This is a genomic window from Caenispirillum bisanense, from assembly GCF_039523075.1.
GTDB lineage: Bacteria > Pseudomonadota > Alphaproteobacteria > Rhodospirillales > Rhodospirillaceae > Caenispirillum > Caenispirillum bisanense.
In genome coordinates this window covers 31426-52953 of the sequence record NZ_BAAAEP010000018.1, presented here as the reverse complement: position 1 = coordinate 52953, position 21528 = coordinate 31426, and the positions used below count along the sequence as shown (strand labels likewise).

Genomic DNA, 21528 nt, shown 5'->3' with positions numbered 1-21528 from the left:
ACGCTCTCTCTTGCTTACTTGCTTATTTGACCTTGTCGAGTTCCTGCTCCAGCTCCGGCAGAGCCTGGAACAGGTCGGCGACCAGGCCGTAGTCGGCGACCTGGAAGATGGGCGCTTCCTCGTCCTTGTTGATTGCGACGATCACCTTGGAGTCCTTCATGCCCGCCAGATGCTGGATCGCGCCGGAGATGCCGACGGCGATGTACAGATCCGGGGCGACCACCTTGCCGGTCTGACCGACCTGGTAGTCGTTGGGCACGAAGCCGGCGTCGACGGCAGCGCGCGAGGCACCGACGGCGGCGCCCAGCTTGTCGGCGACCAGTTCGATATGCTTGAAGTTCTCGCCCGAGCCCATGCCGCGACCGCCGGAGACGACGATGCGGGCGCTGGCCAGTTCGGGGCGCTCGGACTTCGACAGCTCCTGGCTGACGAAGCTGGAGAGGCCCGGGTCCTGCGCCGCGGCGGCATCCTCGATGGCGGCGGAGCCACCCTCGGCCGGAGCGGCGTCGAAGCTGGTGCCGCGCACCGTGGCGACCTTGACGGCGTCCTTGGACTGGACGGTCGCCATGGCGTTGCCGGCGTAGATCGGGCGGACGAAGGTGTCCTGCGACTCGACGGCCGAGATCTCGGAGATCTGGGCGACGTCGAGCAGCGCGGCCACCCGCGGCAGCACGTTCTTGCCGAAGGTGTCGGCGGGGGCGAGGATGTGGCTGTAGCTGCCGGCCAGCGACACCACCAGCGCCGCCATCGGCTCGGCCAGCGGGTGGGCGTAAAGGTCGTTGTCGACCTTCAGCACCTTGGCGACGCCGGCGATCTTGGCGGCCGCCTCGGCGACGGCGCCGATGTCCTTGCCGGCCACCAGCAGGTGGATGTCGCCGGCGCCCTTCTCCGACAGCTGCCTGGCCGCGGTGATGGTGTTGTAGACGCCGCCGCGCAGACGGCCTTCGGCGTTTTCGGCGATGACCAGGATGCTCATCAGATCACCTTCGCTTCGTTCTTGAGCTTGTCGACCAGGGTGGCGACGTCGGGCACCTTGATGCCGGCCTTGCGGGCGGCGGGTTCCTCGACCTTCAGGGTGACGAGGCGCGGCGCGACATCGACGCCCAGATCGGCGGGCGACAGGGTCTCGATGGGCTTCTTCTTGGCCTTCATGATGTTCGGCAGCGACGCATAGCGCGGCTGGTTCAGGCGCAGGTCGGCAGTGACCAGGGCCGGCAGCTTGAGCGCCACCGTCTCCAGGCCGCCGTCGACTTCGCGCACGACCTGCAGGCCGCCGTCGGTCAGCTCCACCTTGGAGGCGAAGGTGCCCTGCGGCCAGCCGAGCAGAGCGGCCAGCATCTGGCCGGTCTGGTTGCTGTCGTCGTCGATGGCCTGCTTGCCGAGGATCACCAGGTCCGGCTGTTCCTTGTCGATGATGGCCTTCAGCAGCTTGGCGACGGCCAGCGGCTGCAGTTCCTCATCGGTCTGGACCAGCACGCCGCGGTCGGCACCCATGGCGAGGGCCGTGCGGATGGTCTCCTGGCTCTGGGCGACACCCAGGCTGACCGCCACCACGTCGGTGGCCTTGCCGGCCTCCTTCAGGCGGACGGCCTCTTCGACGGCGATTTCGTCGAAGGGGTTCATGGACATCTTGACGTTGGACGTTTCAACGCCGGACTTGTCGGCTTTGACGCGGATCTTGACGTTGTAGTCGACGACCCGCTTGACGGCGACGAGAACCTTCATGGATTTCCTGTCATCTCAGCGGTTGCGTTCCGGTCTAACTCCCCCGACGGGCGGATTTCATCCACACCGTCGTCGCGCTGTACGCGCAACCTTTGTTTGCGGCGCAAAATAAAGTGTCGGGAATTTCCTGTCAATCTGGCCAGCTGGCAAACAAGTTTCTTGCCATCAACGATTGCCCCCCGGCACCCACAGCACATCCCCCGGCCCCTGGGCGTTAACATACCGCGCCAGAACGAAAAGATGATCCGACAGCCGGTTGATGTAGCGGATGGCCTCGGGGTTCACCGCCTCCGTCTCCGCCAGGGCGGTGATGCAGCGTTCCGCCCGACGGCACACGGTCCGCGCGAGGTGCAGCTGCGCCGCCGCCGGCGCGCCGCCGGGCAGGACGAAGGATTTCAGCGGCGTCAGGTCGGCGTTCATGGAGTCGATTTCCCGCTCCAGCCGCTCCACCTGATCGGCGACGATGCGCAGCGCCGGCATCTCCGACGCCTCCTCCCCCTCGGCGGGCGGGACGCAGAGGTCGGCGCCGAGGTCGAACAGGTCGTTCTGGATGCGCATGAGCATGGCATCCTCCGCACTGCCGGCGGTGTGCAGGCGGGCGATGCCGAGCACGGCGTTGGTCTCGTCGACCGTGCCGTAGGCTTCCACCCGCAGGGCATGTTTGGGCACGCGCGTCCCGTTGCCGAGCGACGTCCGGCCGGTATCGCCGCCGCGGGTGTAGATGCGCGTCAGTTGAACCATCGGTCTTTGCTCCCCATACTGCGGTCGCGGGCACGGCGGTGCGGCGGTGTGCCGAGGAGGTTTCCCGCCGCACGCCGGGGCGCTAGAATGCGCCGCCTCGCGCGCCCATGCAAAGGACAATCGGTTTCGTGTTCCGGATCTATCCGACCCTGTCGCGCTATGTGACGCGCCATTTTCTGGCGGCGTTCGTCGGGACATTGCTGGTCATCGCCGGTCTGATCGTGCTGTTCGACCTGATCGAACTGCTGCGCCGCGCCGCCGGCACCGGCACGCCGGCGACCGAGCTGGCCATCATGGCGCTGCTCAAGCTGCCCAACATGATCCACACCACCCTGCCCTTCGTGGTGCTGATCGCCTGCATGGTGACGTTCTGGCGCCTGTCGCGGTCGTCGGAGCTGGTGATCATGCGCTCGGCCGGGGTCTCCGCCTGGCAGTTCCTGGCGCCGGTGGTGCTGGTGACGGCGCTGCTCGGGGTGGTGGAGATCACCGTCGTCAACCCGGTCGGCGCCAAGCTCTACGCCCGTTTCCAGGCGATGGAGGAGGAGTTCCGGCTGGTCGACGATGCCGGCAGCCTGAACTTCTCCGGCGGCGGCATGTGGCTGCGTGAAAGCGGCCCCGGCGAGCGCACCGCGGTGCTGCGGGCCGGATCGGTGCGGCAGGAGGACTTCACCCTCAAGATGGGCGGCATCTCCATCTTCGAGATGAAGAACGAGAACGAGTTCATCCGCCGCATCGAGGCCCAGCGCGCCACCCTCGGCGACGGCGTGCTGAAGCTGCGCGACGCCTGGGTGATGGTGCCCGGCCTGCCGAGCGCCTTCCATCAGGCGCTGGAACTGCCCACCACCCTGACCATCGGCCGCATCCAGGAAAAGTACGCCCAGCCGGAAAGCGTGCCGTTCTGGGACCTGCCGGGGTTCATCGAGTTCTTCGAATCGGCCGGCTTCTCGGCCCATCGCCACACCATCTACTGGCATTCGCTGCTGGCGTCGCCGCTGCTGCTGGCGTCCATGGTGCTGGTGGCGGCGGTGTTCACCATCAATCCCAACCAGCGGTCCGGCAAGCTGATGTTCCGGGTGCTGGGCGGCGTGCTGGCCGGCTTCGGCCTCTACTTCTACAGCAAGGTGACCTATGCCCTCGGCCTGTCCGACACCCTGCCCCTGGCCCTGGCGGCCTGGAGCCCCGGCGTGGTGACGGCCCTGCTCGGCACCGCCTTCCTGTTCCACCTTGAGGACGGCTGAGCGGTCCATGGCCCCTTCCCCCCTTTCCTCCGGCCCGGCCGCCGCCCCCTCCGGCGACGGCCTGTTCGGCCCGCTGGCGATCACCCTGCTGCTCGGCGCCCTGACCGTGTGGCGGGTGCTGTCCGTCGCCGCGCTGGGCATCGACCTCAGTTTCGACGAGGCGCAGTACTGGCTGTGGGCGCAACAGCCGGCCTTCGGCTATTTCTCCAAGCCGCCCATGGTGGCGTGGTCCATCGCCGCCACCACCGCCGTCTGCGGCGAGGGCGAGGTCTGCGTCAAGGCCGGCTCCGCCCTTGCCCATTTCGGCGCCGCGCTGGCCATCTACCATGTCGGCCGGCGGCTGTTTGACGCCCGCATCGGGTTCTGGAGCGCGCTCGCCTACGCCCTCATGCCGGGGGTGTCATTCTCCGCCCTGGTGATCACCACCGACCCCTTCCTGCTGATGTTCTGGGCCCTGGCGCTGCTCGCCCTGGTGCGGGTGCGCGACGGCGGCGGGCTGGCGTGGTGGCTGGCGCTCGGCCTGTTCGTCGGCCTCGGCCTGCTGGCCAAGTACGCCATGCTGTTCTTCGTCATCTCGCTGGTGCTGGCGCTCGCCTGGGTGCCGTCGCTGCGGCCGCAGGCGCGCACCTTCGGACCGTGGGCGGCGCTGGCGGTGGCGGCGCTGTGCTATGCCCCCAACCTGTGGTGGAACTGGTCCAACGACTTTGTTTCCTACGCCCACACCAAGGCCAACGCCAACCTGGGCGGCGACCTGTTCCAGCCCGGCGAGCTGGCGGAATTCGTCGGCAGCCAGTTCGGCGTCTTCGGCCCCATCTTCTTCGCCGTGCTGCTGTGGATCGTGATCGCCCGCTGGCGCGCCACGGTGACCGACGAGCGCTTCCGCCTGCTGCTCGCCTTCACCCTGCCGGTACTGGCGGTGATGACCTTCGAAAGCCTGCTCAGCCGCGCCAACGCCAACTGGGCCGCCACCGCCTATGTCGGCGGCTCGCTGCTGGTGACGGCGTGGCTGCTGACGCGGCAGCGGATGCGGCTGTTCAAGGCCGCCATCGTGCTGCATCTGGCGGTGATCTTCGTGCTGCACAACTTCAGCCTGGCGGCGCCGCTGGTCGGCATCGAGCCGGGCGGCAAGCTCGACCCGCTGAAGCGGGTGCGCGGCTGGGATGCCATGGGCGAAAACATCGCCGCCCTGAGCGCCGGCCAGCCCGACGCCCGGCTGCTGTTCGATGACCGCAAGACCATGGCGACGCTGGTCTACTACGTGCGGCCGCACCCCTTCGACGCCCGCATGTGGAACCCCGACGGCATCATCGAAAACCATTACGAGCTGGAGATGGCGCTTGAAGCCGGCGATGCCGGCCCCTTCCTCTACGTCACCCGCCTGGACGCTCCCGACCATGTGGTGACCCGCTTCGCCGATGCCCGCCAGGTGGCGGTGCTGCGGGTCAGCCTGTCGGCGGAAGCGTCGCTGACGCTGCACGTCTGGCGGCTGGACGGATTTGAGGGATACGGGTCTTGATCGCACGCTTCATCGAAGCCGCCGGCGCCTCCTTCCGCGCCCGGCCCTGCGCCTGGCTGCTGGGCCTGCTGGCCTTCTTCCTGCTGTTTCCCCAGGCCGATCTGTGGGTGAGCGGCCTGTTCTACGAGCCGGGCCTCGGCTTCGTCCATGCCCGCGGCTGGTTTGCTGAGTTCATCCGCAAGGGCCTGCCGGTGGTGCTGTTCGGGCTGCTGCTGTTCGTGGTGCTGCTGTGGCTGGCCGGGGTGGTGCTGCGCCAGCGGTTCCTCGGCATCGACGGGCGGGTGACGCTGTTCCTCGCCAGTTCGCTGGCCATCGGGCCGGGGCTGATCGTCAACACCATCCTGAAGGAAAACTGGGGCCGCGCCCGGCCGAGCCAGATCCAGGAGTTCGGCGGCGAGGCGGTCTATACCTCGCCCTGGCTGGTGACCGACCAGTGCGACGGCAACTGCTCCTTCACCTCCGGCCACGGGGCGCTGGGGTTCTGGCTGGTGGCCTTCGCCTTCCTGGTGCCGCGCCGCCATCGCGGCACCGCCATCGCGGCGGCCCTGGCCGTGGGCTCGGTGGTGGCGCTGGTGCGCATCATCCAGGGCGGCCATTTTCTGTCCGACACCCTGTGGTCGGCGGTCATCGTCGTGTCGGTCACCTGGGGGCTGCATCGCCTGATCCTGGGAGGCCGCTGAGCCCATGGACGACCTCATCCGCCTGACGGCCGTCGAGGCCGTGCGCCTGCTGCGCGCCGGCGCCGTCTCGCCGCTGGATCTCATCGACGCCGCGCTGGCGCGCATCGCCGTCGTCAACCCGGCGGTCAACGCGCTGCCCACCCTGTGCGCCGACCGCGCCCGCGACCACGCCCACCGCCTGCTCGCCGGCCAGGGCGACAGCGGCAGCCCCGGCTGGCTGGCCGGCCTGCCGCTGGTGGTGAAGGACCTCACCGACGTCGCCGGCGTGCGCACCACCTACGGCTCGCCCCTGTTCGCCGAGGCGGTGCCCAAGGCCAGCGACGCGCTGGTGGAGCGGCTGGAGTCGCGCGGCGGCCTGGTGCTCGGCAAGAGCAACACGCCCGAATGGGGCGCCGGCGGCAATACCTTCAACGACGTCTTCGGCCGCACCGTCAACCCGTGGGACACCGCCCGCACCTGCGGCGGCTCGTCCGGCGGCTCGGCGGCGGCGCTGGCCACCGGCATGGCGTGGCTGGCGACCGGCTCCGACCTCGGCGGCTCGCTGCGGCTGCCGGCGTCGTTCTGCGGCGTCGTCGGCCTGCGCCCGAGCCCCGGCCGGGTGGCGCGCGGCCCAGCGCGGGAGCCCTTCGGCAGCCTGTGGGTGGAAGGGCCCATGGGGCGCACCGTCGCCGACGTGGCGCTGATGCTGGATGCCTTCGCCGGCCCCGATGCCCGCGATCCGCTGGCGCTGGAGGCCCCGGCCGCCCCCTTCCTCGCCGCCGCCGAACGGCCGCAGCCGCCGCGCCGGGTGGCGTGGTCGCCGGACCTGGGCGTCGGGCCGGTGGCGGTGGAGATCGCCGCCCTGTCGGCCGCCGCCGTGCGACGGTTCGAGGATGCCGGCTGCGTGGTGGAGGAGGTGAGCCTCGACCTTTCCGCCGCCCGCGAGTCGTTCCAGACCCTGCGCGCCGCCAGCTTCGCCACCGCCATGGGACCGCTGCTGGAGCACCGCCGCGAGGCCCTGAAGCCCGAGGTGGTGTGGAACATCGAGAAGGGCCTCGCCCTCACCGCCGCCGACATCGGCCGCGCCGAACGTCAGCGGGCGGCCCTGGTGGCGAAGATGGCGCGGCTGTTCGAGACCTTCGACCTGCTGGTGACGCCGGTGGCGCCGGTGGCGCCCTTCCCGGTGGAGCAGCGCTGGGTGGAGGAGGTGGAGGGCGAGCGCTTCGCCACCTACGTCGACTGGCTGGCGCTGACCTTCGCCATCACCCTCACCGGCTGCCCCGCCCTCAGCGTCCCGGCCGCCATGACGGCGAGCGGCCTGCCGGTCGGCCTGCAGATGGTCGGCCGCCCCCGCGGCGAGGCGGCCCTGCTGTCACACGCGGCGCTGTTCGAGGGGCTGACGGGGCTGGCAACGGCGGTGCCGCGCGCCCCGGACATTCTCGCATAACGAGAAATAAAGCCATTGCCTCCGGACGCGAATCCGTGTCGCATGGCGATGCAGTCGGTGAAAGCAGCAGGACCGTGCAGGCGGACCGACCGGAGGAGACGGGCCCCTCCGGCCGTGGCGGAGGCCCCGCCGTCTGTTCGGAGAAAATGCGATGCGCTGGATTCCCAGACCATCCATTACCATCGAGTTCGAAAAGACCCGGACGCGCCTGCTACTACGCGTCCGGATCAGCTTCGAAACCTAAGGATGGTACAGGCAGGGGCGTTCCCGCGCCCCTGCCACTCCGATATTAGCACCCCACCGCTCCGGCGCAAGAGGCCGCCACGCCCTTCACTCCCCATCCGCGACGGCTCCGTGAAAACCGCATCGCTCGTCCGTCGCGGGCGCCGGCGGTGCTTGCCGGTGCGCCGGGGGGCAGGTACGATGCGGCGCAGCAAAACCCCATCGGGAGGAGGCCATAGAATGTCCGACGACGTGATCCTCAACTATTACGAAGACATCGAAGTCGGCCACAAGGCCTCCTTCGGCAAGACCATCACCGAGGCGGACATCCTGATGTTCGCCGGCGTTTCCGGCGACACCAACCCGGTTCACCTGAACCAGGAGTATGCCGAGACCACCATGTTCAAGGGCCGCATCGCCCACGGCATGCTGTCGGCGGCGCTGATCTCCACCGTGTTCGGCACCAAGCTGCCGGGGCCGGGCTGCATCTACGTCGGCCAGAGCCTGAAGTTCAAGGCGCCGGTGCGCATCGGCGATACCGTCACCGCCACCGTCGAATGCACGGGCAAGCTCGACGACAAGAAGTTCTGCACCTTCCGCACCGTCTGCACCGTCGGCGGCAAGACCGTCATCGATGGCGAAGCCACCCTGATGGTGCCGAGTCGCGGCTGAGGGCGCATGCAGGGGCCCGCGTTAGCAGCGCCATATCGTGGTGCTGGTGATGGCGGCGGTGCTCGGCCTCATCCTGTGGGCGTTCCGCAAGCTCGGCTGGCTGTAGCGCGGCCGGTGCCGTCGGGGCCCCTGCGGCGTTATACTGGGATCAGTCCTCCTGTGGGAGACGATCCATGACGCACCTGCGTCCCGCTGCGGTGGCCGGCGCCTTCTATCCGGGCGACGCCGGCCAGCTGTCGCGTACCCTCGACGACCTGCTGGCGGAAGCGCGGCGCCACACCCCGGCCTCGGCCCCTCCGCCCAAGGCGATCATCGCGCCCCATGCCGGCTACGTCTATTCCGGCCCGGTGGCGGCCCGCGCCTACGCCCGGCTGGCGCCGCTGGCCGGACGGGTGACGCGGGTGGTGCTGCTCGGCCCCGCCCATCGCGTCGCCTTCCGGGGCATGGCGTTGCCGACGGTGGATGCCTTCGCCACCCCCCTCGGCCCCCTGCGGCTGGACCGCGCCGCCATCGCCGGAGTGGTGGAGAGCGTGCCGGGCTGCGGCTATTCCGATCAGGCCCATGCCGAGGAACACAGCCTGGAGGTCCACCTGCCGTTCCTGCGCGCCGTGCTGGGCGACGTGGCGCTGGTGCCGGTCTGCGTCGGCGAGGCGCGGCCGGAGGAGGTGGCGGCGCTGCTCGACCGCCTGTGGGGCGGGCCGGAGACGCTGATCGTGGTGTCGACCGACCTCTCGCATTACCTCGACTACGACACCGGCCGCCGCTTCGACGCCGACACCCGCACCGCCATCGAAACCCTGGATGCCGCCGCCCTGTCCTACGACCGCGCCTGCGGCCGCACCCCCATGGGCGGGCTGCTGCTGGCCGCCCGGGCGCGCGGCCTGTCCATCGAGACGCTGGACGTGCGCTCGTCGGGCGACACCGCCGGACCGCGCGACCGGGTGGTGGGCTACGGCGCCTGGGCGCTGGTGGAGCCGCAGGCCGACGGATCGGCGGCAGCGGCGGCGGCGGAGGCATCGCCCGACCCGGAAACCGCCATCGAAGCCATGCTGGCGCGGCACGGCGCCGACCTCATCGCCCTCGCCCGTCACTCCATCGAGAACGGCCTCACCCGCGGCGAGCCGCTGGCGGTCGACCCGGCGACGGTGGCCGAGCCGCTGCGCCACAACGGCGCCTGCTTCGTCACCCTGACCGTCGACGGCGCCCTGCGCGGCTGCATCGGCAGCCCCCAGGCGTGGCGGCCGCTGGCCCAGGACGTGGCGGAAAACGCCTGGCGCAGCGCCTTCCACGACCCGCGCTTCCCGCCGGTCTCGGCGCGGGAGTGGCCGGCGGTGGCGGTGGCGCTGTCGGTGCTGACGCCGCCGCAGCCCTTCCCGGTGCGCGACGAGGACGATCTGGTCGCCCGCCTGCGCCCCGGCGTCGACGGGCTCATCCTCGGCGAGCATGGCGCCCGCGGCCTGTTCCTGCCGGCGGTGTGGGAAACCCTGCCTGACCCGCGCGAGTTCGTCCGCGCGCTGAAACGCAAGGCCGGGCTGCCGCCGGGCCACTGGTCCGACGCCATCACCCTGGAGCGCTTCGCCGCCAAATCGGTCAAGGGCTGACGGCGGCATCGCGTACTCCCTATGTCGGGGGTGGCTGGTGTAGACTGGCCGCCGCAAGGCCCCCCTTGCAGAGTTCAGGGACCGGACCAGGATGAGTTCCGACAGCGAGACCAGCACCGTCCTCATCGACCTGTTCAGCGAGAAGCTGAAGGACTATTCCAAGGCGGTGCGCGAGGACCGGCGCCTTGCCGCGCCCGATGCCACGGTGGAGCGCACCAGCCGCCTGTGCGGCAGCCGCATCACGGTGGACATCGCCATGGACGAGGCCGAGACCATCACCGGCTTCGGCTATGCCGTGCGCGCCTGCGCCCTGGGCGAGGCGGCCACCGCCATCCTGGCCAAGCACCTTGCCGGCCGCCCGGCGGCGGAACTGACGGCGGTGGCGGCGGCCATGCGCGCCATGCTGAAGGACGACGGCCCGCTGCCCGGCGGCGACTGGCAGGATCTGGAATACCTGCGCCTCGTCCGCGACCTGAAAAGCCGCCACGGCTCCGTCATGCTGCCCTTCGACGCGGTGGAAGCGGCCATCGCCGAAGCGCGCAAGGCGCGGGGCTGAGGGGACGGCGGACGGCGGCGCCGCTTTCTCCTTTCCCGCCGCCGCCGCTGACGGCACACTGCCGGCCATGAGCCGCGATCTCGACGCCCTGCTGGACGCCTTCCCCGACCTCGCCGCCGTCACCGGCGACGGGCGCCGCCTGCTCGACCAGTCGGTGCGGCTGGCCGAGGTGCCGCCGGGCACGGTGCTGTTCTCCGAAGGCGGCGCCTGTCAGGCCTATGTGCTGGTGCTCGACGGCTCGGTGCGGGTGCAGAAGGTGTCGGAGGGCGGACGCGAGATCGTCCTCTACCGGGTGGAGCGCGGCCAGACCTGCGTGCTGACCACCGCCTGCCTGCTCACCCGCGCCGAATACGGCGCCCAGGGGGTGGCGGAAACGGCGGTGCGGGCCGCCATGCTGTCGGCCGCCGCCTTCGAGCAGCTGGTGGACGCGAGCCCCGCCTTCCGCCGCTTCGTCTTCGCCGTCTATGCCACCCGCATCGCCGACCTGCTCATGCTGATCGAGGAAGTCGCCTTCGGCCGCATCGACGTGCGGCTGGCGCAGCTGCTGCTGGCCCATGCCGGGCGCGGCGGCGGCGGCGTAGTGGAGGCGACCCACCAGGCCCTTGCGACGGAACTGGGCACGGCGCGCGAGGTGATCAGCCGCCAGCTGAAGGAATTCGAGCGCCGCGGCTGGGTCGCCCTGGCGCGCGGCCGCATCGAGATGCGCGACGCCACCGCCCTGGCTCAGCTCGGCGGCTGAGGCGGCGGCGGTTCCTCGCCCACCAGCACCGGCGGCTCGTCGGGCAGCCACAGGCGGAAGGTGCTGCCGGCGCCGGGCTGCGACTCGACGGTCAGGGTGCCGCCATGGCGCTCGGCAATGCGGCGGCAGATGGCGAGGCCGACGCCGGTGCCGGGGTAATCCCGCTGCCCGTGCAGGCGCTGGAACAGCTTGAAGATGCGGTCGAAGAACTGCGGGTCGATGCCGATGCCGTTGTCGGCAATGGCGATGGACCAGCCGTTGCCCTGGCGCGCCGCCGTCACCTTCACCACCGGCACGTGGCCGGGGGTGTGGGGCTGGTAGCGGAGGGCGTTGGTCAGCAGGTTCTGGAACAGCTGCAGCATCTGCGGTTCGTCGGCCATCACCACCGGCAGCGGCGAGGCCTGCACCTCCGCCCCCGTCTCGGCGATGGTGCGGGCGAGGCTCGCCTGCACCGACTCCACCACCACCCCGAGATCGACGCTGGCGAAGGGCACCGCCTCCGTCTGCAGGCGGGAATAGGCGAGCAGGTCGTCCACCACGTCGGACATGCGGCGGGCGCCGCTTTCCAGATAGTCGAACAGTTCCGCCGTCTCCCCGGTCAGCACCCCGTCCTTCTCCAGCCGCCGGCGCATCAGCTGGGCGTAGCTGGTGACGGTGCGGATGGGCTCGCGCAGGTCGTGGGCGGCGATGTAGGCATAGCGCTCCAGCTCGCCGTTGGAGCGGGTGAGTTCCTCCACATACCGGCGCCGCTCCGCCTCCGCCCGCACCGAGGCGGTCAGGTCGGTGAGCACCGAGATGATGGTCGGCGGACCGTCGGGAGACCGCAGCAGGTTCCAGTCCACCCGCACATGGATCAGGCTGCCGTCCTTGCGCACCATGTCGGCGGTGTAGCTGCCGGCGGAGCTGCCGGTGCTGTCCGGCTCCTGGGTCAGCACGCGCTCGACAAGGCGGGAGGCGAACTCCTGGTCGGCCAGCAGGTCGAGCGCGCAGGTGCCCACCAGTTCGCCGGGGCGGTAGCCGAACAGGCGGGCGTGGGCCGGGTTCTCCAGCAGGATGGTGCCCGACAGGTCCAGTTCCCGCACCCCGTGGGGCAGGTGGGCCACCAGCGCCCGCAGCCGTGCCTCGCTGATTTCCGCCTGTTCCTGCGCCCGCATGATCTCGGCGATGTCCTGGGTGACGGCGAAGATGTGCGGTTCGCCGTCGCGGTCGAACAGGCGGGCCGACATGTGGCCGTAGAACACCTCCCCCGACTTGCGGCGGAACCGGCACAGGGCGTTGCGCTGCACGCCGTCGCGCAGCAGGCGGTCGACGAAGCGGCGGCGTTCGTCGCCGTCGTACCAGATGTCCAGCTCCAGCGACGACCGGCCGAGCACTTCCGCCTGCGTATAGCCCGACAGTTCGCAGAAGCCATGGTTGACGGCGATATAAACCCCGTCCCTCACGCGGGAGACGGTGATGGCCCCCGGCGTGGTGGCGAAGGCCAGCGACAGCAGGTCGGCATCGGCGGCGGTGGGAAAGCTCATGGCACGGCTCGGTGCGGGACAGGCACCCGACGACTATACCCTCATTCCCGAGCCCGCACAGCTACAAAGGGTATCCGTGCACCGCTTCTCGCGCAGTGGGCTGTGTGACTAGGTTACAGACCGCCGCCCGCCGCACCTGCTTCACTGGCATCCTCACGCTCACTGGAAGCACGGAGAGGGTTTCATGTCTCAGAACGTCGGCGGTATCGACCGCATCCTGCGCATCGTGGTCGGCCTGGCGCTGATCGGCCTGGCGCTGGCCGGTCAGATCGGCTGGTGGGGCTACATCGGCGTGGTGCCGCTGCTCACCGGCGTCATCGGCTGGTGCCCGGCCTACCTGCCGTTCGGCATCAAGACCTGCAAGGCCCGCCAGGCCTGAGGCCCCCGGCCCGTCGCTCCGCTCCCCGCCGCCGAGGCCGACCCTGCCGGCACCGGCGGCGGGCGGGGGATCAGGGCGCCGGCGGCGCCTGGGTGGCGGCGGCGGCGCGGCGCGGCCGCAGCATGGACTTGAAGTCGCTGACCGTGGTCGCCCGCAGGGCGAAGGCGGCGGCGGCATAGCTGCCGGCGCCCACCGCCACCAGCGCCACCAGGATGCCGACGGCGCTCAGCTCGCCGATCAGGCCGCCGTCGGTCGGCAGGGCCGGCAGCGCCCAGGTCTGAGCGGCGTACAGCGCCACCGCCATGATGGCGCTCGCCACCACGATGCGCGGCAGGCGGCTGCGGGCGCGGGCATCCAGCGCCAGGTGGCCGCGCCGCTGCAGCACCACCGCCAGCCCGACCGCATTGACCCACGCCGCGATGCCGGTCGCCAGCGCGATGCCGACGTGGCCCATGGTCTGCATCAGGATCAGGTTCAGCACCACGTTCACCACCATGGCGATGCCGGCGCACCAGACCGGCGTGCGGGTGTCGTGGCGGGCGAAGAAGCCGGGCGTCAGTACCTTCACCAGCACATAGGCCGGCAGCCCGAGGGCGAAGGCGGCCAGCGCCCCGGCGGTCGCCTCCGCTTCCGCCGTGCCGAAGGCGCCGCGCTGGAACAGGGCGATGACGATGGGCGTGGCAATGACGATGAGGCCGGTCATGGCCGGCAGGGTCAGCAGCAGCGACACCTCGATGCCGCGGTTCTGGTTGTAGTGGGCGGCTTCCAGGTTGCCGGCGGCGATCTGCCGCGACAGCAGCGGCAGCAGCGCCGTGCCCATGGCCACCCCCACCACCCCCAGCGGCAGCTGCGTCACCCGGTCGGCGTAATAGAGGTAGGAGACGGCACCGTCGCTCACCAGCGAGGCGAGGATGGTATCGACCAGCAGGCTGATCTGGTAGAGGCCGGCGCCGAAGGCGACGGGCAGGATGCGCTTCGCCAGCAGCTTGATGCGGGGGGTGATGGTGGGCCGCACGAAGAAGATCCGCACCCCCGCCCGCCGGCAGGCGACCCATAGCCACGCCAGCTGCACCACGCCGGTGGCGGTGACGGCGATGGCGAGCGCATGGCCGGGCGTTTCGGTCACATGTTGCAGGCCGAGCAGGCCGGCGATCATGCCGAGGTTCAGCAGCACCGGCGCCGCCGCGGCGGCGGCAAAGCGGCCGAGCGAGTTCAGCACCCCCGACAGCAGCGAGCACAGCGAGATCAGCAGCAGGTAGGGGAAGGTGATGCGGGTCAGTTCCTCCGCCAGTTCCAGCTTGCCGGGCACCGCCTCGAAGCCAGGCGCGAAGGCGTAGATGGCGATGGGCATGGCCACCTCCATCAGCCCGACGAACACCGCCAGCACCAGCCCGAGCACGGTGAAGGCGCGGCGGGCGAAGGAATGGGCCTCGGCCTCGCCTTCCTGCTCCAGCGTCGTCGAATAGAGCGGCACGAAGGCCGCCGCCACCGCCCCTTCCGCGAACAGCCGGCGGAACAGGTTGGGGAACTTGAAGGCGACGAAGAAGGCGTCGGCGACGCTGCCGGCACCCAGGTAGCCGGCGATCAGGATGTCGCGGGCAAAGCCGGTGAGGCGGCTGAGAAGGGTGAAGCTGCCGACGGTGGCGACGGCGCGGAACAGCGACATGGAGGCACCCGGTTGCGCAAGGTTCCCCTGTTTAGCGCATTGCATCGGGGCAAAAAAGCGGCGGCAGCATCCTCTGCACCCTCCTACCCGTCGGGAGTGGTCCGAGCCACCCCTTTACGGCGGGCGCGATTCCGGCAATAAAGGGCGCCGAGTTTGTTCGCGCCCGCAGCAGACGCAGGCGGGCGGTGGGTCAGGGCTTTCGGAGAGGGAGGCCCGGTCATCGCGCCGCATCGGCCGCAGGGGCGGACGGCGCTGGTCTAGCCGGAAGGAAACATCATGGACATCAGCAAGATTCCCGTCGGTAAGGACGCTCCGTGGGATGTGAACGTGGTCATCGAGATCCCGCTGCGCAGCGATCCGGTGAAGTACGAAGTGTGCAAGGAATCCGGCGCCATGTACGTGGACCGCTTCCTGCACACCGCCATGCACTACCCGTGCAACTACGGCTTCATCCCGCACACCCTGTCCGAAGACGGCGATCCGGTGGACGTGATGGTGCTGGGCCGCATGCCGGTGGCCGTCGGCTCGGTCATGCGCACCCGTCCGATCGGCGTGCTGTTCATGGAAGACGAGGCCGGCAAGGACGAGAAGATCCTCGGCGTGCCGCACACCAAGCTGCACCCCTACCACGACAACGTGCTGAACTTCGGCGACGTGCGCCAGACCGAGCTGCGCCAGATCGAGCACTTCTTCGCCCACTACAAGGACCTGGAAGAAGGCAAGTGGGTGAAGATCCTCGGCTGGGGCGACGCCAAGCAGGCCGCCGAGCTGATCCAGAAGGGCATCGAAGCCGCCAAGAAGTAAGCGGCCCGACCCTGACATGACGACCGAACCGCCCCGGCCGGCAACGGCCGGGGCGGTTCCGCATCTGGGGCAGGTGTCGGGCGCAGCCGGCGGCGAGCGGGCGGGCGGGCGGCTCAGATGCCCATCAGCTGGTCGATCTCGTCCTGGTGCAGGGCGACCTCGTTGCCGTGGATGATGGCGCTGGCGACGTCGATGAGCCGCTGCAGGGCGCGGCTGGCGGTCTTGACGCGGGTGCGCAGCTGGTCGGCGTCGTCCAGCACCTCTTCCATGCGGTCCATGGTCAGCATGACCAGTTCGTTCATCTGGCCGATGGTCTGCTCGAAGGGCTCGCGGAAGCGGGCCGGCGCGTGGTCGTAGGCCGCGATGGCCAGATCCTTGTCGGAGAACGAGGAGTCGCGGAAGTGGTCGGCATAGCTTTTGGGTGCCCAGGCGCGGCAGTCCTCCAGCATGTCCGGCATGTCCGGCACCATTTCAAGGAGCATGATGATCTCGTTGAAATGGTTCAGGTAATCGGTTGCCAGCAGGGTTTGCGGGTTGATGTTGCGGCCGGCCACGCGGGCGCTCATGGCGGCATAGCCGGGGTCGTCGGACTCCCGGCCGCTGGGCGGCGTCGCGGCTGCAGACAGGTCGCTGGTCACCATCAAGTCCCTATGCGCCGGCATCGTTGGCCGGCCCTCTCCCCCTTATTCGGCGCCTGATTATCCCTCAAAGGCCCCATCGGGATCAACGCCCGCGCGAGAGTCCCCACTCCGGCGGCCCTTGACCGCCCCCGGCGGACGGTGGTTGGCTGGCGGCTCGTGACTGACCGCTGCGGAGCACCGCCCCATGAAGACCCCCGCCGACCTCGGCTTTCGCATGCCGGCAGAGTTCGAGCCGCACGCCCGCTGCTGGATGGCGTGGCCCTGCCGCAGCGAGGCGTGGGACAACGGCATGCAGGCCGGATACGATGCCTATGCCGCCGTCGCCCGTGCCATCGCCCGCTTCGAGCCGGTAACCATGGTGGCGCGGCCGCAGGATGCCGACACCGCCCGCCGCCACCTCGGCGACGGCATCGAGGTGATCGCCTGGCCCATCAACGACAGCTGGACCCGCGACACCGGACCGCTGTTCCTGAAGGGGCCGAACGGCGAGTTGGCCGGCGTCGACTGGGGCTTCAACGCCTGGGGGCTGATCTACCAGGGGTTCGAGGACGACGCCCGGCTGGCCGGCCGCATCCTCGCCCACACCGGCACCCGCCGCTTCGTCGGGCCGCAGATCCTGGAAGGCGGCTCGGTCCATGTCGACGGCCAGGGCACCCTGCTGACCACCGAGGAATGCCTGTTCGACCCCGAACGCAACCCCCACCTGACGCGCGAGGACCACGAGGCGCACCTGAAGGCCTTCCTCGGCGTCGAGACGGTGATCTGGCTCGGCAAGGGGCTGGAGAACGACGAGACCAAGGGCCACGTCGACAACGTCGCCTGCTTCGCCGCGCCCGGCAAGGTGCTGATGGTCACCTCCACCGACCCCGCCGACCCCGACACCGCGACGCTCTCCGACAACCGCGACCGCCTGCGCGATGCCCGCGACGCCCAGGGCCGCCGGATCGAGGTGATCGACCTGCCGCAGGTGCCGCGCCGGCAGGACGTGCGCGGGCACCGCATGGCGCTGTCCTACGTGAATTTCTACATCGCCAACGGCGGCATCGTCATGCCGGGCTTCGACGTTCCCGAGGACAAGGACGCCGCCGCCGTGCTGCGCGCCGCCTTCCCCGACCGCGAGGTGGTGGTGGTGCCCGCCTTCGAGGTCGCCGTCGGCGGCGGCAACATCCACTGCATCACCCAGCAGCAGCCGAAGGCTTGACGGCCGCCCCTGCCGCCCCATATGCGCGCCGCATCCGCCACACGAGGACACCCGACACCATGACCAAGGTCACCGTCGCCGCCACCCAGTTCGCCTGCGCCACCGGGTCGGAGGAGACCCTCGACAAGGCGGAGGCCATGGTCCGCAAGGCCCATGCCCAGGGCGCCCAGATCATCCTGCTGCAGGAACTGTTCGAAACCCCCTACTTCTGCAAGGACCAGGACCCGCGCTACTTCGCCCTCGCCCGCTCGGTGGAGGACAACGCGGTGCTGGCCCGTTTCGCGGCGCTGGCGAAGGAACTGCAGGTGGTGCTGCCGTTCAGCTTCTACGAACGCTGCGGCCAGGCGTTCTACAATTCGCTGGCGGTGCTGGATGCGGACGGCACCAACCTCGGCATCTATCGCAAGAGCCACATCCCGCAGGGGCCGGGGTATGAGGAGAAATACTACTTCTCGCCCGGCGACACCGGCTTCAAGGTCTTCAAGACGCGCTATGCCACCATCGGCTGCGGCATCTGCTGGGACCAGTGGTTCCCGGAATGCGCCCGCACCATGGCCCTGCTGGGCGCCGAGATCCTGTTCTACCCCACCGCCATCGGGTCGGAGCCGCACGACGCCAGCATCGACAGCATGCCGCACTGGCAGCGGGTGATGCAGGGCCACGCCGGCGCCAACCTGATGCCGCTGGTGGCCTCCAACCGCGTCGGGGCGGAGCAGGGGGCCAGTTGCGGCCTCACCTTCTACGGCTCGTCGTTCATCGCCGACCACACCGGCGCCAAGGTGGCCGAAGCCGACCGCAACGAGGAAACGGTGCTGACCGCCACCTTCGACCTGGAAGACGTGCGCGCCTACCGCGCCGCCTGGGGCCTGTTCCGCGACCGCCGGCCCGACCTGTATGGCGTGCTGGCGGGGCTCGACGGCCGGGCGGTGCGGTAAGCCGCGCCGGCGGCCCTCAGCCGCCGAACAGCAGGGTATCGAGCCCGCGCACCACGCCGGAGACGTCCTTCACCCGCCGCGCCGCCAGCAGGGTGCCGTCGGCGTAGATGGTGGCGTCGGCACCGGCGTCGTGGGTGATCTTCAGGCGCGAATTGCCGACCGTGAACAGGGCGTCGACGGTGGCGGCGAAGCTCGGCAGGCGGACCGAGTGGACCTGCACGCCGTTGATGGTGCCGCCGCGCGCCTCGCGCGAGCCGGTGACCTGATCGAGCGGCAGGCCCAGCGCCGGCCGGCGCACGTCGCCCAGGCGCTCCGCCAGTTCGCGGGCGGTGCCGGAGGGCGCGTCGGGCTTGGCGGCCTTGGCGTAGTCGATGATCTCGAAGTGCTCGATGTACCGCGCCGCGATCAGCGAGAAGTGGCTGAGCAGCGCCGCCGTCAGGGCGAAGTTGCCCGACGCCACCACGCCCACCCCCTGCGCCCGCGCCGCCGCGTCGATCTCGGCGAAGTCCTCCGCCGTCAGGCCGGAGGTGCCGACCACCGCCGCCACGCCCCGCGCCACCGCCGCCAGCACATGCCCCTTCACCACCCCCGGCTTGGTGTAGTCGATGAGCACGTCGGCCGGCGCCGCCGCCAGCGCCTCCTCCACCGTGGCGGCGACGGTCAGGCCGAGGGGAGCCGGGCGGCCCAGCACCTCGCCCAGGTCGCGCCCGGCGGCGGAACGCGCCACGGCGCCCACCAGGGTGAGATCGTCGGCGGCCAGCACGGCCTCCACCACGGCACGGCCGGTCCAGCCGGTGGCGCCGGCAACGATGATGCGGGTCATGCGGTCGGGTCTCCCGTCGGGTTGGTTCAGGCCTCGGCCTTGAAGCGGATCAGGGTGTCGAGCAGGTTGGCGATGACCTCGTTACGCACCTTCTCCATCACTCCGTCCATGCTGCCCCAATCCTGCTGCGCCATGCAGTCCTCATAGGCCTTGCGGACTTTGTTGCTGATGTTCAGCTGGTACTTCGATGCGGTGGAGATATAGGCGTCGTAGACCGCCTGGGCGTTCTTCGCCGTCACCTTGGTCGTCTCGCTCTGCTCCAGGAACATGTAGTTCTCCAGAGAGTACTCCTTCTTGGCGAACACCAGGAAGTCCTTGAGAACGTCCTTGTCCTTGCGCAGCGCCTCGTAGGAGTTGATCTTGTCGATGCGGTCATACCGCGCCGCCAGGGCCTCGAACTCCTTCATGTCGATGGACTTGGTGGCCACCAGCATCAGCTGCGCCGTCTTGCTGATATCGGCGGCGGCCTTGGTGGCGCTGCTCGGGATCAGCTTGTTCTTCTTGAAGCCGGCGGCGGCCTTGTCGGCGGCGGCGCTGGCGGCCATCAGCGCCTTGCGTAGCCCCTCCACCGACTTCTTGTATTCCGCCTGCGCGGTCTTGAAGCCATCGCGCACCGCCTTGCGGCCCTTCTTGCGCGTCTGGTCGAGATCGAACACCGACCAGTCCACCGCCGCCCACGCCTTTTCGCAGGCCTGCAGGCTCTCGCCGACGCCGGTCTTGCCGGCCAGCTTGGCGAAGGGCCCCTTCTTCTTCTGCCAGTCCTTGTTGGTCATCACGGTCGGGTATTTGACCAGGATGTCGGCAACGCTCATTCCCCAGAACTCCCCCCATAGGCAGCCGGCAACGCGCCGGCAGGATCGACCGAAGGTAGCAGGAAACCACCTTTGGTCCCACCCAGAGGTAAACGCTCGCCTTTGGCAAATCAATGGTGGACCATGGCGGTCTGACTTTTGCCGCCGCCGCTGTCACACCCGCTCCCCCTGCGTCGTCCTTGGAATGGAGGCCGGCATTCCGCCGGCCGCGCGACGACAAGGAGACGCCCCATGGGCAACCGCATGGTTCTCGATCACCCCTCCCTCACCCCCGACCTGATGCAGGCGCTGCTCGGCCTGTCCGCCAGGCTGACCGGCGGCGCGGTGACGGCCCGCCTGCGCCATCTGGTCGACCTGCGGGTGTCGCAGATGAACGGCTGCCACTTCTGCATCGCCATGCACAGCCGCGAGGCCCTGGCCGAGGGCGACACCCAGGAGCGGCTGCAGGCGGTGGCGGCATGGCGCGACAGCCCGCTGTTCACCGATCCTGAGCGCGCCGCCCTGGCGTGGGCCGAAAGCCTCACCGCCGCCGACCCGGACGAGGCTGCCCGCGATGCGGCCATGGCGGAGCTGCGCCGCCACTTCGACGACGCCGCCGTCAGCCGCCTCAGCTACACCATCGCCGCCATCAACGCCTGGAACCGGCTGGGCCTCGCCGCCTACCGCCATCAGCCGGCGACGGCCGACGCCGCCCATGCCTGAGGCGGCGGCCCTGCCCGTGACGGAGGCGGCGCTCGCCGCCTTCGAGCCCCACCGCCGCCGGCTGTGGAGCCTCGCCTATCGCATGCTCGGCACCCGCGCCGATGCCGACGACGCGGTGCAGGATTGCTGGCTGCGCTGGCAGCGGGCGGCGACGGAGGCGGCCGAGCCGGTGCGCGATGCCGAGGCGTGGCTGGTCACCGCCTGCACCCGCCTCTGCCTCGACCGCCTGAAGGCGGCGCCACGTCGCCATGGCGGCTATGTCGGCCCCTGGGTGCCGGAACCGGCGATGGTGGAGACGGCCGGCGACGACGACGCCGTGGTGCCGCCTCCGGAACGCCACCTGGAACGGGCGCAGGAGGTGTCCCTCGCCCTGCTGCTGATGATGGAGCGGCTGAGCCCGGCCGAGCGCGCCGCTTATGTGCTGCATGAGCTGTTCGAGTGCGGTTACGGCCGCCTCGCCGCCGTGCTCGGCCGCAGCGAGACCGCCTGCCGCCAGCTGGTCAGCCGCGCCCGCCGCCGCCTGGGGGAGCAGGCGCCGCGTTTCGCCGTCGACGCCGCCGCCCACGCAACGCTGGTCGCCCGCTTCGCCCACGCCCTGGCCGACGGCGACCTGGACGGCCTCACCGCCCTGCTGACGGCCGAGGCGGAAGCGTGGAACGACGGCGGCGGCAAGGTGGCGTCGGCGCTCAACGTCATTGTCGGCGGGCGGCGGGTGGCGCGGTTCCTGTGCGGGATCCAGCGCAAGTTCGGGCCCTACGCCCTTCGCCCCTGTACCGCCAACGGCCGCCCGGCGCTGCTGATTTGCCGCGACGGCCGCCTGCATGGCCTGCTGGCGGTGGAGCCGGCGACGGTGGAAGCGGCCGGCGCCGGCCTCGTCATCTTCATCCGCAACCCGGACAAGCTGCCGCCGTAGGGGCGGCAGCCGC

Annotated in this window: 22 protein-coding genes; 14 read left to right on the top strand and 8 right to left on the bottom strand. The window is 70.2% G+C overall.

Annotated elements, in window-relative coordinates; translation table 11 throughout:
* Positions 1-22 precede the first annotated feature (22 nt).
* The 3 genes from ABD056_RS10150 to ABD056_RS10140 all read right to left on the bottom strand — a co-directional run bounded on the left by ABD056_RS10150 (position 23) and on the right by ABD056_RS10140 (position 2466).
* On the bottom strand, positions 23-976 hold the full coding sequence (locus ABD056_RS10150; RefSeq protein ID WP_343866446.1) for an electron transfer flavoprotein subunit alpha/FixB family protein: 954 nt from the start codon (positions 974-976) through the stop codon (positions 23-25).
* Positions 976-1725 carry an electron transfer flavoprotein subunit beta/FixA family protein gene (locus tag ABD056_RS10145; RefSeq protein ID WP_343866445.1) on the bottom strand — a complete coding sequence of 250 codons (750 nt, stop codon included), beginning with the start codon at positions 1723-1725 and terminating at the stop codon, positions 976-978. The genes ABD056_RS10150 and ABD056_RS10145 overlap by 1 nt, the downstream gene beginning before the upstream one ends.
* A 165-nt stretch (positions 1726-1890) precedes the next feature.
* Positions 1891-2466, bottom strand: coding sequence for a cob(I)yrinic acid a,c-diamide adenosyltransferase (locus tag ABD056_RS10140; protein WP_343866444.1), 576 nt, complete (start codon positions 2464-2466; stop codon positions 1891-1893).
* A gap of 128 nt (positions 2467-2594) precedes the next feature.
* On the opposite strand from ABD056_RS10140, the gene lptG reads away from it, so the two are divergent.
* From lptG to ABD056_RS10100, 8 genes are all read left to right on the top strand, one after another.
* Entirely contained in the window at positions 2595-3704 is a 1110-nt protein-coding gene (lptG, locus tag ABD056_RS10135) for an LPS export ABC transporter permease LptG (protein ID WP_343866443.1), read from the top strand.
* A 7-nt stretch (positions 3705-3711) separates the two neighbouring features.
* Positions 3712-5220, top strand: coding sequence for an ArnT family glycosyltransferase (locus tag ABD056_RS10130; RefSeq protein ID WP_343866442.1), 1509 nt, complete (start codon positions 3712-3714; stop codon positions 5218-5220).
* Positions 5217-5900, top strand: a complete 684-nt coding sequence (locus ABD056_RS10125; protein ID WP_343866441.1) for a phosphatase PAP2 family protein — start codon at positions 5217-5219, stop codon at positions 5898-5900. Before ABD056_RS10130 ends, ABD056_RS10125 begins: the two co-directional genes overlap by 4 nt.
* Positions 5901-5904: 4 nt before the next feature.
* Complete coding sequence (locus ABD056_RS10120; protein WP_343866440.1) at positions 5905-7326, top strand: amidase; 1422 nt, start codon at positions 5905-5907, stop codon at positions 7324-7326.
* A gap of 462 nt (positions 7327-7788) precedes the next feature.
* Positions 7789-8220, top strand: a complete 432-nt coding sequence (locus tag ABD056_RS10115; RefSeq protein ID WP_343866439.1) for a MaoC family dehydratase — start codon at positions 7789-7791, stop codon at positions 8218-8220.
* Positions 8221-8393: 173 nt separating this feature from the next.
* Positions 8394-9821: an AmmeMemoRadiSam system protein B gene (gene amrB, locus ABD056_RS10110; protein ID WP_343866438.1), complete on the top strand. Its 1428-nt coding sequence runs from the start codon at positions 8394-8396 to the stop codon at positions 9819-9821.
* Positions 9822-9912: 91 nt separating this feature from the next.
* Positions 9913-10377 (top strand): hypothetical protein, encoded by a 465-nt coding sequence (locus ABD056_RS10105; protein WP_343866437.1) that lies wholly within the window; start codon positions 9913-9915, stop codon positions 10375-10377.
* 67 nt (positions 10378-10444) lie between these two features.
* Positions 10445-11116, top strand: coding sequence for a Crp/Fnr family transcriptional regulator (locus ABD056_RS10100; RefSeq protein ID WP_343866436.1), 672 nt, complete (start codon positions 10445-10447; stop codon positions 11114-11116).
* Here ABD056_RS10100 and ABD056_RS10095 read toward each other — a convergent pair.
* On the bottom strand, positions 11101-12639 hold the full coding sequence (locus tag ABD056_RS10095) for a sensor histidine kinase (protein ID WP_343866435.1): 1539 nt from the start codon (positions 12637-12639) through the stop codon (positions 11101-11103). The two genes, ABD056_RS10100 and ABD056_RS10095, sit on opposite strands and share 16 nt — an antisense overlap.
* A gap of 184 nt (positions 12640-12823) precedes the next feature.
* Between ABD056_RS10095 and ABD056_RS10090 the strand changes: the two genes are divergently transcribed.
* On the top strand, positions 12824-13018 hold the full coding sequence (locus ABD056_RS10090) for a YgaP family membrane protein (protein WP_343866434.1): 195 nt from the start codon (positions 12824-12826) through the stop codon (positions 13016-13018).
* 70 nt (positions 13019-13088) lie between these two features.
* On the opposite strand, the gene murJ is transcribed toward ABD056_RS10090, so the two are convergent.
* A complete protein-coding gene (gene murJ / locus ABD056_RS10085; RefSeq protein WP_343866433.1) occupies positions 13089-14684 on the bottom strand; it encodes a murein biosynthesis integral membrane protein MurJ in 1596 nt (531 codons plus the stop codon).
* A gap of 276 nt (positions 14685-14960) precedes the next feature.
* Between murJ and ppa the strand changes: the two genes are divergently transcribed.
* On the top strand, positions 14961-15488 hold the full coding sequence (gene ppa, locus ABD056_RS10080) for an inorganic diphosphatase (protein WP_343866432.1): 528 nt from the start codon (positions 14961-14963) through the stop codon (positions 15486-15488).
* Positions 15489-15601: 113 nt separating this feature from the next.
* Here ppa and ABD056_RS10075 read toward each other — a convergent pair whose 3' ends face one another.
* Positions 15602-16129 carry a hypothetical protein gene (locus ABD056_RS10075; RefSeq protein ID WP_425545028.1) on the bottom strand — a complete coding sequence of 176 codons (528 nt, stop codon included), beginning with the start codon at positions 16127-16129 and terminating at the stop codon, positions 15602-15604.
* A gap of 184 nt (positions 16130-16313) precedes the next feature.
* On the opposite strand from ABD056_RS10075, the gene ABD056_RS10070 reads away from it, so the two are divergent.
* Entirely contained in the window at positions 16314-17330 is a 1017-nt protein-coding gene (locus ABD056_RS10070) for an agmatine deiminase family protein (RefSeq protein ID WP_343866431.1), read from the top strand.
* 59 nt (positions 17331-17389) lie between these two features.
* On the top strand, positions 17390-18265 hold the full coding sequence (gene aguB, locus ABD056_RS10065; RefSeq protein ID WP_343866430.1) for an N-carbamoylputrescine amidase: 876 nt from the start codon (positions 17390-17392) through the stop codon (positions 18263-18265).
* A gap of 16 nt (positions 18266-18281) precedes the next feature.
* Here aguB and dapB read toward each other — a convergent pair whose 3' ends face one another.
* Both dapB and ABD056_RS10055 read right to left on the bottom strand, forming a co-directional pair.
* Entirely contained in the window at positions 18282-19088 is an 807-nt protein-coding gene (gene dapB / locus ABD056_RS10060; protein WP_343866429.1) for a 4-hydroxy-tetrahydrodipicolinate reductase, read from the bottom strand.
* A gap of 26 nt (positions 19089-19114) precedes the next feature.
* Positions 19115-19900: a hypothetical protein gene (locus ABD056_RS10055; RefSeq protein ID WP_343866428.1), complete on the bottom strand. Its 786-nt coding sequence runs from the start codon at positions 19898-19900 to the stop codon at positions 19115-19117.
* A gap of 231 nt (positions 19901-20131) precedes the next feature.
* Between ABD056_RS10055 and ABD056_RS10050 the strand changes: the two genes are divergently transcribed.
* On the top strand, positions 20132-20602 hold the full coding sequence (locus tag ABD056_RS10050) for a carboxymuconolactone decarboxylase family protein (RefSeq protein ID WP_343866427.1): 471 nt from the start codon (positions 20132-20134) through the stop codon (positions 20600-20602).
* Positions 20595-21515 (top strand): RNA polymerase sigma factor SigJ, encoded by a 921-nt coding sequence (gene sigJ, locus ABD056_RS10045; protein ID WP_343866426.1) that lies wholly within the window; start codon positions 20595-20597, stop codon positions 21513-21515. Before ABD056_RS10050 ends, sigJ begins: the two co-directional genes overlap by 8 nt.
* The last annotated feature ends 13 nt before the right edge of the window (positions 21516-21528 follow it).

Coding starts and splice junctions, on each gene's coding strand:
- ABD056_RS10150 (WP_343866446.1), bottom strand. CDS start 976: ATGAGCATCCTGGTCATCGCCGAAAACGCCGAAGGCCGTCTGCGCGGC.
- ABD056_RS10145 (WP_343866445.1), bottom strand. CDS start 1,725: ATGAAGGTTCTCGTCGCCGTCAAGCGGGTCGTCGACTACAACGTCAAG.
- ABD056_RS10140 (WP_343866444.1), bottom strand. CDS start 2,466: ATGGTTCAACTGACGCGCATCTACACCCGCGGCGGCGATACCGGCCGG.
- ABD056_RS10130 (WP_343866442.1), top strand. CDS start 3,712: ATGGCCCCTTCCCCCCTTTCCTCCGGCCCGGCCGCCGCCCCCTCCGGC.
- ABD056_RS10120 (WP_343866440.1), top strand. CDS start 5,905: ATGGACGACCTCATCCGCCTGACGGCCGTCGAGGCCGTGCGCCTGCTG.
- ABD056_RS10115 (WP_343866439.1), top strand. CDS start 7,789: ATGTCCGACGACGTGATCCTCAACTATTACGAAGACATCGAAGTCGGC.
- amrB (WP_343866438.1), top strand. CDS start 8,394: ATGACGCACCTGCGTCCCGCTGCGGTGGCCGGCGCCTTCTATCCGGGC.
- ABD056_RS10105 (WP_343866437.1), top strand. CDS start 9,913: ATGAGTTCCGACAGCGAGACCAGCACCGTCCTCATCGACCTGTTCAGC.
- ABD056_RS10100 (WP_343866436.1), top strand. CDS start 10,445: ATGAGCCGCGATCTCGACGCCCTGCTGGACGCCTTCCCCGACCTCGCC.
- ABD056_RS10095 (WP_343866435.1), bottom strand. CDS start 12,639: ATGAGCTTTCCCACCGCCGCCGATGCCGACCTGCTGTCGCTGGCCTTC.
- ABD056_RS10090 (WP_343866434.1), top strand. CDS start 12,824: ATGTCTCAGAACGTCGGCGGTATCGACCGCATCCTGCGCATCGTGGTC.
- murJ (WP_343866433.1), bottom strand. CDS start 14,684: ATGTCGCTGTTCCGCGCCGTCGCCACCGTCGGCAGCTTCACCCTTCTC.
- ppa (WP_343866432.1), top strand. CDS start 14,961: ATGGACATCAGCAAGATTCCCGTCGGTAAGGACGCTCCGTGGGATGTG.
- ABD056_RS10075 (WP_425545028.1), bottom strand. CDS start 16,129: ATGGTGACCAGCGACCTGTCTGCAGCCGCGACGCCGCCCAGCGGCCGG.
- ABD056_RS10070 (WP_343866431.1), top strand. CDS start 16,314: ATGAAGACCCCCGCCGACCTCGGCTTTCGCATGCCGGCAGAGTTCGAG.
- aguB (WP_343866430.1), top strand. CDS start 17,390: ATGACCAAGGTCACCGTCGCCGCCACCCAGTTCGCCTGCGCCACCGGG.
- dapB (WP_343866429.1), bottom strand. CDS start 19,088: ATGACCCGCATCATCGTTGCCGGCGCCACCGGCTGGACCGGCCGTGCC.
- ABD056_RS10055 (WP_343866428.1), bottom strand. CDS start 19,900: ATGAGCGTTGCCGACATCCTGGTCAAATACCCGACCGTGATGACCAAC.
- ABD056_RS10050 (WP_343866427.1), top strand. CDS start 20,132: ATGGGCAACCGCATGGTTCTCGATCACCCCTCCCTCACCCCCGACCTG.
- sigJ (WP_343866426.1), top strand. CDS start 20,595: ATGCCTGAGGCGGCGGCCCTGCCCGTGACGGAGGCGGCGCTCGCCGCC.